General features: G+C 43.7%; 10 protein-coding genes. 1 reads left to right on the top strand and 9 read right to left on the bottom strand.

What is annotated here, in order from left to right; genetic code table 11:
* Nucleotides 1–376: 376 nt before the first annotated feature.
* From T546_RS0102255 to T546_RS0102210, 9 genes are all read right to left on the bottom strand, one after another.
* The gene (locus T546_RS0102255; RefSeq protein ID WP_026890223.1) at nt 377–1072 is read right to left on the bottom strand and encodes a DinB family protein; all 696 of its coding nucleotides are present in this window, start codon (nt 1070–1072) and stop codon (nt 377–379) included.
* Between the two features lie 15 nt (nt 1073–1087).
* Nucleotides 1088–1417 carry a cupin domain-containing protein gene (locus tag T546_RS0102250; protein WP_026890222.1) on the bottom strand — a complete coding sequence of 110 codons (330 nt, stop codon included), beginning with the start codon at nt 1415–1417 and terminating at the stop codon, nt 1088–1090.
* Nucleotides 1418–1583: 166 nt separating this feature from the next.
* Nucleotides 1584–4610 carry a glycoside hydrolase family 2 TIM barrel-domain containing protein gene (locus T546_RS0102240; RefSeq protein ID WP_026890221.1) on the bottom strand — a complete coding sequence of 1009 codons (3027 nt, stop codon included), beginning with the start codon at nt 4608–4610 and terminating at the stop codon, nt 1584–1586.
* 98 nt (nt 4611–4708) lie between these two features.
* Nucleotides 4709–6406 (bottom strand): DUF2264 domain-containing protein, encoded by a 1698-nt coding sequence (locus tag T546_RS0102235; RefSeq protein WP_026890220.1) that lies wholly within the window; start codon nt 6404–6406, stop codon nt 4709–4711.
* Nucleotides 6407–6439: 33 nt separating this feature from the next.
* Nucleotides 6440–7621, bottom strand: a complete 1182-nt coding sequence (locus T546_RS0102230) for a glycoside hydrolase family 88 protein (protein WP_026890219.1) — start codon at nt 7619–7621, stop codon at nt 6440–6442.
* Nucleotides 7605–9416: a glycoside hydrolase family 2 protein gene (locus T546_RS0102225; RefSeq protein ID WP_026890218.1), complete on the bottom strand. Its 1812-nt coding sequence runs from the start codon at nt 9414–9416 to the stop codon at nt 7605–7607. The genes T546_RS0102230 and T546_RS0102225 overlap by 17 nt, the downstream gene beginning before the upstream one ends.
* Before the next feature lie 10 nt (nt 9417–9426).
* The gene (locus tag T546_RS0102220; protein WP_024835645.1) at nt 9427–10263 is read right to left on the bottom strand and encodes a carbohydrate ABC transporter permease; all 837 of its coding nucleotides are present in this window, start codon (nt 10261–10263) and stop codon (nt 9427–9429) included.
* Nucleotides 10264–10281: 18 nt separating this feature from the next.
* Nucleotides 10282–11349 carry a carbohydrate ABC transporter permease gene (locus T546_RS0102215; protein ID WP_084326094.1) on the bottom strand — a complete coding sequence of 356 codons (1068 nt, stop codon included), beginning with the start codon at nt 11347–11349 and terminating at the stop codon, nt 10282–10284.
* Nucleotides 11350–11444: 95 nt separating this feature from the next.
* Nucleotides 11445–12791: an ABC transporter substrate-binding protein gene (locus T546_RS0102210; RefSeq protein ID WP_026890216.1), complete on the bottom strand. Its 1347-nt coding sequence runs from the start codon at nt 12789–12791 to the stop codon at nt 11445–11447.
* A 325-nt stretch (nt 12792–13116) separates the two neighbouring features.
* Between T546_RS0102210 and T546_RS0102205 the strand changes: the two genes are divergently transcribed.
* A complete protein-coding gene (locus tag T546_RS0102205; protein WP_026890215.1) occupies nt 13117–15003 on the top strand; it encodes a sensor histidine kinase in 1887 nt (628 codons plus the stop codon).
* Nucleotide 15004 lies beyond the last annotated feature (1 nt).

Raw genomic sequence — 15004 nt, 5'->3', positions numbered from 1 at the left:
CATTTTTAAACTGGTTGATTTCTGCCCAAATATAGAAAAAAACCGAAAAAAACAGCGCAAAGCGGTCTTTTTCGGTAAATTCTCAAAAAAATAACCGCAGCCCATACAGACTGCGGTTCATACACATAAAGATACTCCTGTTAAGAGTCTATGATCCCTTGCTTATTACATGCAGAGGTCTTCTATGTTCGATGAGGCAGACTGAATGAATTTCATATTAACTACAACATTGCCGATTCCTTTAATTATAATTCCGTTGTTCATGTTTCTCATCGTTTCTGCCTCCTTTTCTTAATTTTATAATTATTTTCAATCACTAGAATACTGCCAATATTTTCATTTGTCAAGTTATTTATGAACATTTAGATAATTTAATCTAAACCAGATACAGTTTCTTCTTTGCTCTTATGGCTTCCTTCCATTTAAAACAGTCATTGATATGGAGCATCATATGGCGTGTGGGAGGCATTAAAAGGAGTCCGGCCACATCTTTACCGCCCCAGTAGTCAAGAAGCCATCTGGAGTCCTCCTCGTCCGTCACGCCACCTTCCAGCCGTATTTTTTCAATGGCCAGTGGGGTGACCTTCCTGACCATATCTCCTGGTTGTAAGTCTGCAACAATCTGCCTTGTTCTCATTCCAACGGCCGACCGGTAACGTAGTAATTCCTCTATTACCAGGCTTTTGCTTAGATGCATGATACCATTATCATCTAAGGCATTGCCAGAGTCTGTAATGGGAGCATTTATTCTTTGCTTCCAATCCTCATTAAATAGCTGTTCTCCTTCTGCCACCAGGATACCCATGGTCAGATCCTCAATTCTTGCAATATGCCAGACCACCCAAGCGATGGTCTCATCCTTACTGGCAGGCATTACAGAATATTCCCATGTCTCTAAGTCATAGAACAATTGATCGACTTCATTTTCCTCTTCTTTTGTTATATTCGAAAGGTGCAGCTTTTTATGTATGTCCAGAAAAAGAGTTTTTGCCTCCTCTATCCTATCCTTCTTTCGAATGATAGAATTTAATTCCTTATGACTTTCACTCAAACCTTCTCCAAAATACTTCATAAGCCCCCTTCTCTCTTATTGCACAGGAACAACTGCAAAAAATATGAGGTCCTTATCACCGGTATTAATTAAGCTGTGGGTATGTCCCTTCGGGCAATAGTGGCAGACACCTGGAGATACTGCTTCCTCTCCCCCGTCATAGATAACAGTTCCTTCTCCTTCCAGTATGTAAAAGATCTCACTGCTGGTATCGTGGGTATGCATTCCAATGGATGCCCCTGGAGCCAGTCTTCCCCTTTGTATCTTATTAAGCTCGTCCAAATACATCCTGGTGTTGAATTCCTTTTCTCCCCCGTTAAAATGAGGAAGTACTTTTTCCTCTGTCTCATCAAAATGAATGATCATGCCTTCTCCTCGCTCTCTCCTTGTATCCCGTACTTGCCGGGTGATCGCATATTTCTTCTATCAAATTACCACGCAGGCAAAAGAAAAACAACCCCTTCCCATGATTTTTTATAAAAGAAAGCAGGCAAAGTGTTTTTATAAAACAACATTGCCTGCCCAATCATAGTTATCGCTTTTCAATGATGAATTCTGTAACAAGTTCTTCTTCACCGCTGATGCAGTATTCCGGATGAACTGGTGCTCCCCAGCTGTCGTCACCGCCTACACCTCTCATGGCACCTAAGATGCTCACCACGGTATAACGCACCGCCGGAAGGTCTTCTCTGTGAGTCGCTGATTCCAGTTCTTCTGCCGTATATGGCAGAACAGAAGCATCAAATGGCTGATTTACTGCCCGGAACCCAATGGAATGGCCTTCCATATCGGATACCTTCAGCCAACGGACCTCAGTTCTGTTGCCGCATTCCTGGGGAACCAGATACCGGGATACATTATTTTCCGGAGTATCCTTATAGATTCCAAGCCTTGCGCCTTTGTTACGGTCACTGTAATTTTCCTCCGGCCCTCTTCCGTACCAGGCAAATTTCTTTACCGATTCCGGGGTGATGAACCTTAAGCCAAAAGCAGGGAGCTGAGGAAGTCCTTTTTGCCCCTGATATACGGCCTTAACCTGAATGGCACCGCTTCCATCTACCAGATAGGTGACTTTTGTAGAGGATTTTGGAACTGTGGATAATTCATAGAGATAAGTTACTTTTATGAATCCATCTCCCTCCTCCACTTCACAGTTCTTATTGTCATAGCGATAAAACCGTCCTGCGCCATACCAGACAGAGCTGTTTACAGAGAATTTATTGCCTTTGTCGTTGTCCGTAGTAGCTCTCCAGTATACCGGCATCACAGGTCTTCCAACCCATTCCTTTCCGTCATAGACCAGGGAAACAATGCTTCCTTCCTGTCTGGAGAATAATACCCGAAAACCGTCTCCGAAAACTCCGATGTTGACATCACCATAAATCACCTTCAAAGGCTCTTTTAAAGAGCTTTCTGTTTTCCCTTCTACCAGATAAACATTTTCTCCAAAAGAAATCTCAAATCCGGCATCAGCCCATAAGGTATCCTGTTTTAACAGGGCTGAGACCTGACGTACATATTCTCCTGGCTCTGGAAACTCCGGAACTTCCATCTGGATAAATTGTGTTTGCAGGGGATCAACGTTTGCGTAGAAGCTCTTCTGGAAGACAAGTTCTCCATCCTTTAACACGGTGTATACAAACTCCAAATCAGAAGTATCCGTAAACATTCTTCTGTTTTCTATGGTTGCGCCCCTAGAATCAGGAGTGAGGCGAATATCCTGATACAGATATTTAACCTCCTGGGCCTTGGGTGATTCGGTTCGGTCTGCATATACAATGCCATTGCCACAGAAGCTGTAATCCGTTGGCCGGTCTCCAAAATCGCCGCCGTATGTCATGTGCTCTTTTCCATAGGCGTCCTTCTTCATCAGAGACTGGTCCATGTAATCCCAGATAAAGCCTCCCTGGTACATGTCATACTGATCTTCTAATTCCGTATACTTATGCATTCCGCCCAGAGAATTACCCATGGCGTGCATGTATTCACAAAGGACAAATGGCTTTTCCGGATTGCCTTTCAGGTAATCTGCGACGTCAGATGCAGTTGCATACATCCGGCTTTCCATATCACTGATTCTGTCATATTCCCGGTTGTGGAATACGCCTTCATAGTGAACCAGTCTTCCCGGATCCCGCTCTCTAAAGAAATCAGCCATTGCAAGAATATCCTCTCCCGCATAGGACTCATTACCACATGACCAGATCAGTACACTAGGGTGATTTTTATCCCGTTCCAGCACGGACTTTGCACGGTCCACAACGCAATCCTTCCATTCCGGAAGATTGCCTGGCACATTCCAGGAAGGTTCCACGGCACCCATCTTCTGCCAGGAGCCGTGGCTTTCTAAGTTCGCTTCATCAATGAGATAGATTCCATATTCATCACAGAGCTCATACCAGAGACTCTGATCAGGATAGTGGCATGTACGCACGGCGTTGATATTGTGGCGTTTTAAGAAACGGATATCCCACGTCATATCTTCCCTCGTAATGCTCCGTCCTCTTCTCACATTAAACTCATGACGGTTGATGCCTCGAAATACGATTCGTTTTCCGTTTAAATGCATGATGCGGTTTTTCATCTCGAAGCGTCGGAAGCCTATTTTCTGGGGAATGACTTCTCTTATATTGCCCTGATTGTCAGTAAGCACGATTGTCAGTTCATAACGATAAGGATCTTCTCCGCTCCATAAACGGGCTTTTTTCACGCAGGCAGTAAATTCTACGTCTCTTTTTGCTGGGACAGCGTCACATTTGGTTACTTCTGCCCCTTCCCTGTCCCTTAAAATAGCAGAAATGGTTCCGCTTATTTCTCCAGTGAGTTTAAGCTCTGCCCGTAACAGGCCATCTTCGTAATCATCGGAAACGTCTCCGTGAATAAAGATATCTTCTACGTGGCATTCCGGTATTGCATACACATAAACATCACGGAAGATGCCGGAAAACCGGAAGAAGTCCTGATCCTCGATCCAACTGGCGCTGCTTCTTTTATATACCTCAACGGCAAGACGGTTTGTACCTTCTTTTAAGGCATGGGTGATTTCAAACTCTGAGGGGGTGAAGGAATCTTCTCCGTAACCGATAAAGATTCCGTTAACCCATACATAAAAAGCGGTCTCTACTCCCTGAAAGGAAATAAACTGACGTTTTCCCTTAAGCTGCGCCTCCAGCTCAAAGTCTCTTAAATAACTGCCCACCGGATTGTTGCTTTTATCTGTAAACGGCGGACGGATATCTGCCAGTCCATCCCATGGGTACATGGTGTTAATATACTGGCATTGACCGTATCCATTTAATTCTATGTGGCCTGGCACCTCAATGGTACCAAATTGATCCCCTGAAAAATCCGCTTCATAAAAGCGTTCTACCCTCTCTCCTGGATTGTCTGCATAGGAAAACTTCCATGTGCCATTTAACGACTGCCGAAGCCTCATTTCCCCAATTTGCGCTTCTTCTGCCGATTCATAATAACAATGATCGGAATGGGCCGGGATACGATTTACTGCAAAAACCTGCGGATCCTCCAGCCATTCCAGCTTTGCTGTTTTCAGTTCCATAAAGAACCCCTCCTTTGATTCAAACTGTGGTTCCATTATAATCCACGTAAGGAAAAGACGCTACCTTATTTTCAAATTTAAGTGTACCATTTCACGGATTACAGATAGGTTTCTACCCTGGTTTCCAGTCGTATGGGTTCCCCTTTTTTTATCCGGTAAGCCACTGCCGGAATGGACGCGTTAGGGTAAAGCACATTGGTGTTTGGATCTACTTCAATGACAATGCCTTTTGCCTCCGGACCCTTCCCGGAAACGCGGCAGCCCTGTTTGTTATAAGACACAGTAGATTCCGCGCCTTCTGCCTTTTGCTCATAGCCTTCCGTGAACTTTTCAACGGAAAAGCCGCAGTCATATGCCATGCAATCGTACTGACTTTCTATTTCATGGATTCTTTCATGACCATATTCTTTTGGAATAATGGTGGTGGTCACTGAAATGCCCGGAAACGGATGCCAGCGACTGATCACACGGTCTTCCAATACCTCGTAGGAATCACTATATTTTCTCACAAATACATAATCGTCTCCGTCAATGACAAAGGCAAGGGATGAATCTGGTGCATTTTCATGAAGTATGATCTGACTTCTTGCAACAGAGAATCCGAATCTGGTGGAATAGGCAAATTTAGAGTACTTTTCTGGAACATGACCGTGTCCGTACTTCTCACAAACGCCTGCCGGATAGGAAATAACATCACTGCCGTGACGGTGCATCAGCATATCCGCCTGCTTTAACAGCTTTATTTCAGAAAGGGGAGGAAGTTCCTTTGCTTCTGCCTTCCAGAAGGGGTGATCATCAGGAAGGGCGAGACATAAGAGTATTTTCATTCCCCAGTAGGGGGAACCTGGCGCATTGTATCGCTCTGCCATAATAAGGTTTGGGTAGCTGTAGCCAATGGTTAGAACTCCATCCCGGTCAAACATCTTTTGATCCATCCACCAGCTTATATGACGGCTGATGATTCCTTTTACAACTCCTAAGGGAATATCATCAAGTCCTGCAAAAATGTAAGCTGACCAGAAAGCCGCTTCCCCAAAACGATAGGAAAGACTTCTTCCGTATGGAAGCGCGGCACCATTTTCATCAAACCAGTAAAGAAAATCCCTGGCAAATAATATGGCCCGTTCTTTAAAACGATGGCACCTGTCAGTGTCTTCCTCTTCCATGGCCTTTGAATAAATCAGCCCATAGTAATGAAGGGCAAAGGAAATGTAATAATCCTTTTGACTGGAACCGCCATCCCGGTACCAGCCTTCTCCAGTATAATAGCTTTCGATTTTCGAAAGGCCAGACTCCAGGCGTTCCTCGTTATAGCGACGGCCCAGTTTCTTTAAAGCTACATTGACTAATATCATGAAGAACTGCCAGTTGCAGTCTGGGATAATATGTTCATTGATTCCATAGAGCCAGTTTGCCAGGTTTTCCTTTCCCGTTTCACCCAAAGGCTCCCATACTTTTTCGGGCGTAAAGATAAGGCCACAGGCAATGGCCGCCATCTCCACAAATCTCTGGTCATAATCCCCGAATCCTCCCCAATATTCTGGATGATCTGGGTCCGTACCATTCTTAAGTCCTTTTTGGTATATCTCTTCAAATCCCGTTCCCCCTCCAAGCCAGAAAGGCACGAGTGCCCATAATGGACGGGAAAATGCTTCCATCTCTATACTGGTCTTTGGATAGGTGACACCGCTGTCTCCCAGGTGAAGTCTTGCACAGCCATCGCTGTACAAGGGCTTTAATGGGTCTAAGACCTGGAACATCCACTGAGAAAACTCCTGCTTTGTATCAAGTTTCATATACATTCGCCTCTTTTCAGATTTTTATGATAATTACCAATATGGATTCCAATCCCCAGACAGACGGGTGAGGGCCTCCATATAGAAGTAATCGCCCCAGATGTTGCACTCATCAACGCCTTCCGGTGTACAGGTATTGTAAGGAGACTTTTTGGAATAGGTGCTGTGAAGAACAAGGCCATTGGATTCTTTAAAATCTCTGACTGCATAATTTTTTACCACAGATGCCATTATCTTTCTAGCCAAAGAGGTGTAGTAAGCAGCATCCTTCTCATCTAAATATTTTGCCATCTCAAGCATTCCGCAGGCAGCGATGGAGGCGGAAGAAGAATCTCTTGGCTCCGTTGATTCCTCGCCAAATTCCAGATCCCAGTAAGGAACCAGATCAGACGGAAGGTGCTCCAGGAAATAGTCGGTCACATGCTTAAAATCTTCGATGTATTCCGGACGCTTCGTATAGCGGTATGCCATGGCACAGCCGTAAACTCCCCATGCCTGACCTCTTGCCCAGGCGGAACCATCCCGGTATCCCTGGCAGGTTGCGCCATGACTTGGTTCTCCTGTTTCCATGTTCATGAAAAAGGTATGCCAGGTAGAATAATCCTCTCTGATGACATTTGCAATGGCTGTGTGGATATGCTTTTCAGCAATGTCCCGGTATTTCTGATCACCAGTCTCCTCGGTTGCCCAGTATAAGAGAGGCAGATTTAACAGGCAATCAATAATAAAACGGTAGTTTTCCGGCTGGTTCATGGGACCCCAGGCCTGGATAAATCCGCCCACTGGCTGAAAGCGGCTGATGAGCTGATCCGCCGCTTTAATGGCAGCTTCTTTTCCCTTTTCATCTCCAGACAGCTTATATCCTGCAACACAGGATGGGGAGTACAAAAATCCCATATCGTGATGGTCAACTTCTATCTTCTGGTCAATCCGGTCTAAAAAGCTTTCAATCTGAATCTTTCCAGCCTTTAAAAACGCCTCATCCTTGCTCCATTCATAGGCAAGCCAGATCTGTCCGGTCCAGAAACCGGTGGTCCAGTTTACATTGGCAGTAGGCTGATAAAAGCCATCCTCGCTGAATGCTTTCTTAAAGGAATGGGTAAATTCCTTTAAATTCTCTCTCACCTGTAAGATAGCAAAATCCATTGCTTTGGAGCATTCCATTTCCGTAAGTTCTGCTTTATTTTCAAATAAGGTTTCAATCTCTTTGCTCATTCTTTCTTACCTCCTCGTAGAATTTTTTCATGACTGAAAACGCAGGCTTTTCCCTTTTCCGGTCAGCCGTTACCAGCCCTTTGATGTTATAGCCCTTCTGATAAGCGCCAAGGCGCTTTGGTGTCCGGTAATCGAATAAGATCCATGGCACGGTCCCATGAATATAGCTGGTCTTTTTAAAGAGCTCTACCTGCATCTCATAAATTTCTTTCTGCTCCTCTTCTGAGCCTCTTACCTTTTTCATATTTTCACTGGTAGAAGAAAACCCATCGGCACCAAATTCACTGATAACCACTGGCTTTTCCGGCTTAGATTCTTCCAGTATGGTAATCAGTTTTTGGTAATCCGGATCATACCAGCCATAATATTCATTAAACCCAATGATATCAAGGTGCTCTTCCAGCCGGTCCGATATCTTTAAGTTCACTGCATCCACCAGGCATGCGGCTGAAATCAAACGGCTTTTATCCAATCCCCTTGCTGTCTCTGCCAGTTCACGCATAAAATGATATCTCTCGTCCGTATCTGGATTTTCATTGCCAACAGACCAGATTATGACGCTGGCCCTATTATGATCCCTCTTAATCAGCTCTGCCAGCTGGTTCTTTGCATCTGTAAGGGTCTTTGGATTGGAGAAATCAATCCACCAGTATACCGGTATCTCCTCCCACAACAGGAGGCCTTCTTCATCTGCCAGTTGGGATACCCATTCAGTATGGGGATAATGGGCAAGACGCAGGAAATTGCAGTTCATTTCCTTTGCCTTTAGGAAGGCCTTGCGGATATCTTCTTTGGTTACTGCCTTTCCATGCTCTTCTGTCTCTTCATGAAGACATACGCCTCTTAAAAACACAGGCTTACCGTTTAGTAAGATTTCCTTTCCCCTTGTCTCTATTGTCCGGAAACCAATCCGGTCTCTGACCACATCTATGACTGTTCCATCATTTAAGTATGTCAGCTGAACCTCATAGAGCTTTGGGCTTTCTACGCTCCATAGAGAAAGCGCCTCTGCCACAAATGTTAATTCTGCTGTTCCACCAGGTCCCAGTAAAACGGATTCTTTAAGCTGAAGCTCTGGTATGGAAAAAACAGCCTCTCCCCCTTCATAATGGCTTGCACCACCTAAGGATATGGAAACAGAGACTTGTTTTTTTCTCCAGTCTTCTAAATGTACATTCATGCTTTTAATATAAGTATCAGGAACAGAAAAAAGGGATACACCTCGGTAAATCCCTCCATATAAGAACCAGTCCGTGTTCTCACTGGGTATCTGATCCTGACGTCTGGTGTTATCTGCCACCACTATAAGACGGTTTTCCTCTTTTAGATATGGGGTAACTTCCACGCAAAAAGGAGTGGAACCACCAAGATGAAGTCCAAGAAATTCACCATTTAAGAAGATTCTTGCCTCATAAGCTGCTGCACCGAACCGAAGAAACACATGGCCGTCTGTTTTCCCGTCAAAAAGAAACCGGCGGCTATATACCGCCGGTCCCTCATAATAAAAATATTCCGGTTTCACAAGGTTCCATACTGCTGGTACCGGGATCTCTTCCCAGTCATCAAATCCGTAATCCAGAGGCACCTTTCGCCCCTCAAAATTGGTTTCTTCCTCCAGGAACCATTTGGCCCTCAGACAGTTATCGTACATATCTACGGAGAAATTCCAGGAGCCGTCTAAGGACTCTTCTCTTCTACCGCCAGTAAACACATAAGATTCTGCATCTAAGACAGGAGCGAGATATTGATCCTTATAAGCTTCGTTATGGATATTGTCCACGAAATTTTTTATCATTTTTATTTCCTTACCCTTTCACACCGGTTGCAGCAACACCTTCAACGAAATGCTTTTGCAGAGATAGGAACACGATAAGTACCGGAATTAAGGAAAGAACCGAAGCAGCCATAATGAGTCCATACTCTGAACTATACTGACTGATAAACATTTTAAGTCCTAACTGCAGTGTCTTTTTCGCTTCTGTCTTTAAATAGATGAGTGGTCCTAAGAAGTCATTCCACGTATTTACAAAGGTAAATATGGTAAGTGTGGATAGTGCCGGCTTTGACAGGGGCAGCATGATTCTCGCATAAATCTGGTACTCGTTCATACCATCGATTCTTGCTGCCTCACAAAGCTCATCGGGGATTCCCTGATAGAACTGGCGCATCATGAACACACCAAAGGCAGAGAATGCCTGAAGGAAAATTATGGCTAAGTGGGAATCATTTAACCCGAAATTTCTCATCATCATGAACTGAGGCACCATATATACCTGCCATGGAACCGCAATGGTAGCGATGTAGGCCATAAATAAGGTATCTTTATACCTGAATTTTAATTTTGCAAATGCGTAAGCCGCAAAGCTGCTGGTGAGGAGCTGTAAAAAGGTTACGATCAAAGTGATTTTCACCGTATTCGTTACAAAGGTGAGAAGCGGAATCTTGGTCCAGATATCGAGATAGTTCTGCCATCTGGGGTTTTCAGGAATCCAGCGGATCGGAAAGATAAAGACGTCTTTATCCAGTTTTAAGGAAGCAGAGAGCATCCATACAAAGGGTACCAGCATAGCAGCGGTCAGAAGGAGCAAAACCACATACAGGAGGCATCTGCTGATTTTATAATTTGTGCTTTTTACTTTCATTTTAGAATCCTCCTTTTCTTAGTTTGCATATTTCTTCTCACCACGGAACTGAACCAGTGTGATGACAAGTACCATTAAGAATAGTATCATAGCAACTGCGCTTGCATAACCAAGATTCCAGTTACGGAAGGCTTCTTCGTAGATATGGTAAACCAGGACCATGGCCTGGGAGCTTACAATACCATTGGAACCGCCTGCCAGCATGTATACGATGTCGTAAACCTTAAAGCAGTTAATGGTCAGGATAATGGTTACGAAGAAGGTAGTTGGCTGAAGCTGAGGCCAGGTAATATAGCGGAATCTCTGCCATGCATTACAGCCATCAAGTCCTGCTGCCTCATAAAGCTCTCCGTTGATTCCCTGAAGGCCGGCAAGATAGATTACCATGTAATAGCCCATATTTTTCCAAACGCTGAATAAAACGATGGTAAACATTACCCAGTGAGGATCCGCAGACCATTTGGGAAGGCTTTTTGCATGAACGCCAAGGTTATAAAGAAGCATATTGACTGGACCGCTCTTCATTGGGCTAAAGAGCATATTCCATACAGCGGCTACTGCTACTAAGGAAGCTACGTAAGGGAAGAAGCCAACGGTTCGAAAAAAGTTTCTTCCTTTGATCTTCTGATTTAAGACTACCGCAAGGCCGAGGGCACTGACCAGTGTTAAGGGCACCGTTGCCAGACAGTAGACAATGGTATTAACAAAGGACGCCCGGAATCTGGCATTGGCGAACATATCTATAAAATTCTTCAGTCCTGTAAACTGCATGGGACTGTTTCCATCCCATTTCATAAATGCCAGGACAAAAGCAAAAATAATCGGTCCCAGGGTAAAAACAGCAAAGCCGATAAAGTTAGGAGCAATAAAGGAATATGCAATCAGATTCCTCTTTTCCTGTCTCGTAAACCGCTCTCCTGTCCTCACTTTTTTAATCTGTTCATCTATTTTTTCGATTTTCGCAATCAGCCCATCACGTTTTCTTGCACCGTCGGCACTTCTAAGCTTAAGACTTAGAGCTTCCCGCTCTTTTTGCAAGGCTGTGATTTTTTCCTGCTTTTGCGACTCTGTTGTTGTCTTTGCCATATATGGGTCTCCTCCTTTTATTTCTATAATCAAATCAGAAGTTTTCTTTAAACGAGGCGGGCTTTTATCGCCCGCCTCTCTTTGTAGCTTAGAATTTACTTGCCTAAAATCGCACCAATCTTTTCATTCATCTGAGCAATGCCGTCATCTACGGAAATGCTGCCTGTCATGATTGCATCATGAGCTTCATTTAAAACGGTTTCAATTTCAGAACTCTTCTCATTTACCGGCATTTCCAGATAAAGCTTAGAGGTATTAAGAGCGTCCACGCTTGTTGTATCATCCTTAGGGAAGCCCTCTGTTCCGGAAACAAGATCAGCAACTGTGCTGTTCATAACTGCCGGGATGGTTCCTGTGGATGCAAGGATCTCTGCGCCGTCTTTGCCGCTTACGAAATTAATGAATTCCCATGCAAGATCTTTGTGAGGTGCATTTGCTGGAATTGCAAGGGATGTAATAGTTGCAAGAGTAGAACCTGGCTCTACACCTTCTGCGTGAGGATATTTAGCAATTCCCCAGTTGGTAACGTCGGTATATTCACCCGTACGGATTTTCTCCATTAAAGTAGAAATAAACCATGTACCCATGTTCATCATAGCTACGTTACCCTGAGCAAATGCGCCGGAGTAATGAAGTCCGCTTGTCTTTAAGGTCGCATAATCCTGAGCAATGCCATCTTCCTGCTCTTTTAATACCATCTCATAATATGGCTTTAAGAACTCATATTTGCCGTCTAAAATAGTATGCTTTCCATCAAGAACACCGAAAAGCTGTACTGCGGATCTCCAGGTGTGGTAATGAGCACCGTATACTTCCTGTCCTGGTGTGTCAACTGCAAGGCTTCTTGCCAGAGCATCGTACTGTTCAAATGTCATATCATTGGTTGGATAAGATACGCCTGCTTTGTCAAAGATATCTTTGTTATAAAACAATACCCAGAAATCGTTACGGAAAGGAAGTTCATATAACTTTTTATCAACGGTAATCTGATCGGTAAGTCCTTTATACTGAGTTAAATCAACATTAGAGGACTGGATATAGCTGTCCAGGGGCTCTAATACGCCTTTGTTTACCAGTGTCATATAACCTGGTACGTCTTTAACAGTAACTACGTCAAAATTAGAACCGCTTCCTGTTAATTCTGTTGCAAGAACGGTCTGATAGTCTGTAGATCCTAAGTCTACCATCTCGATCTTTACATCTGGATGAGCTTTCTCAAATGCATCAATAAGAGGCTGATAGTAAGTGGTTGAGCTGATATCCCAAACGGACCATTTTAATGTAGTCTTGCCATCTGCTGATTTTGTTGTCTCTGACTGTTTTGTCTCTGCTGCGCTTTCGGAAGAAGCCTTTGTGGCATCTTTTGGTGCACCGGCACATCCAGCAAGGCTGGCTGCCACCATTGCACAGGCAAGAGTAATGCTAAGCATTCTTTTTTTCATTGTATACCCTCCTGATTTGAATAATTAAACAGCAACTTCTTAGTCTTAAGAATTTACCATACCTGAATTATATATGAATGTTCCCTTTTTAAGAATGGAAATTCTTTAAGAAAAGATTCACTATTTATGCCAGAACTTTTGAAATATCAATGAAACATGCAATATTTTATGATTAGCAGTAATATTTCTCTTTTGCATACATATTGACCTGTTTCCTTAAAAAACAGGCCGGGTTTTTCATTGACATTTTACAAAAAATACGCTAACTTTGTAGATGTTACCGTAAGACAACACTGCAAAAACAGAGAGGAGACACCGTACAATCATGTGGAAAAAGCTCATTCCCAAAACAATACGCGGAAAGCTCATGACACTTACCGCCTCTGTCACCCTGCTTATTACCATTCTGACGACTTCGGTCTGCTTTTCGGTTTTTCAGTCTTTTCTAAGAAAGAACCAGATCCAGTCAGCAGAATTCAGCTTACAGGTCGTAAACAACAATATAGCAGCCGATATGAAGGACATTATATATTTCAGTAAATGGTGCTGCTCCAACGGTGCTATTTTAGATTATCTGGAAGCCTTAAAGGGCCAGCCAAAGCTCCCTACTGCACAAAAAGACATGGCTAACTTAAGGCCGCTGGCTCTCTCTACTCACAGCCGGTTAAAGGAAGAATACTACAACACCCGTTCCAACGAATATATGTCACGGGTCATCGTTTCCTCCATCGATGAGAACAATTTTCTTCAGATGGCTGCTTCTGCTAATTACACCTCCTCCTATGCCGCCATGATTATCCGGAAGAAAAACTTTTTTAAAACGCTGTATGAATCACCGGACTTTCGTTGGATCGGCCTTGTAAAGGATCCTTTTTCAGAGATCAGCCAGGAGACCTTCCTGCCAATCGTCCGGCCCGTTTACAATGAATTCAATTCAGAGATTCTTGGCTGGACCTATGTGGAAATCTCTTCACGTATTTTTACAGATTATCTTTCCTCATATCCTTTGCCTGAAGACAGCAATCTATTCTTGTCTATCGGAGAAAAAAATTATGTTTTTGACAAGGGAAACTGGAAGGAAACAAATTATCCTTTTAAAGAGAAAGAGCGGCTGTCAGAGTCCGACTCCCTGTCCCAGGGAACTGAGGTGCTTTCTGTTACCACGGATGAAGGAGAAAAACGGATAGTCGTGGAGCGCCCCATTGAAGGTATTGAAGGAATCGAAGATTTCCGTTTATACCAGGTGTTGTCGGAGCAGCAGTTTAAGCAGCAGAAGAATCTCTACATGCTGATTCTACTTGGTATCTGCCTCTTCATCTTATCTCTTGGTATCTTATTGATATTTTTCTTAAACAGGATTATTATGGACCCCATCCGTAAGGTGAGCAGTAAAATATCAAGGATTTCTGACGGAGATTTCTCCAAAGACCCTGCCATTGAATGGGACCACGAGCTTGGACAGGTGGGCAGAGGAATTAACAGCATGTCAGAAAACATTATGACGCTGCTTGATAAAAAGGTTTCTGATGAAAAGCAGAAAAAAGATCTGGAATATCAGATCCTTCAAAGCCAGATCAACCCCCACTTTTTATACAACACTCTTAATTCCATTAAATGGATGGCCACCATACAGAATGCAAACGGCATCGCCGATATGACCACAGCCCTTGCAAGGCTGTTAAAGAATGTCTCCAAGGGAACCGCTTCCTTTATCACATTAAAGGAAGAACTGGATCTGGTAAAGGATTATTTTCTCATTCAGCAGTACCGTTATGGAGGCAGCGTAACCATTGATTATCAAATTGAGTCTGAAGATCTCTATCAATGCCGGATTCACCGTTTTTCCCTTCAGCCAATCATAGAAAATGCCTTGTTCCATGGAATCGAACCGGCTAAAACAACTGGTCATATCATTGTCTCCGCTCAGACAGAGCTTGAGGCGGATAAAAAGATTTTAAAAATAGATATTACCGACAACGGTATCGGTATGACGCAGGAAATGATAAATAAGGTGATGCAAAATGATACGGACGGCGTTAACAACACCGAGTTCTTCCGTCACATCGGCATCAGCAATGTAAACAAACGGATTCAGCACGATTTTGGCCCGGAATATGGAATCACCATCACCAGTGAGCCTTTAGAATTTACTACCATGAGCATACGAATCCCCTACCAACTCTTCGGGGACAACCAGGGAGCAGAAAGGTAAG

It is taken from the genome of [Clostridium] aerotolerans DSM 5434, assembly GCF_000687555.1.
Taxonomy (GTDB): Bacteria; Bacillota; Clostridia; order Lachnospirales; family Lachnospiraceae; genus Lacrimispora; species Lacrimispora aerotolerans.
Note: the sequence above shows the minus strand (reverse complement) of the source record. Positions and strands in the feature narration are given on the sequence as shown.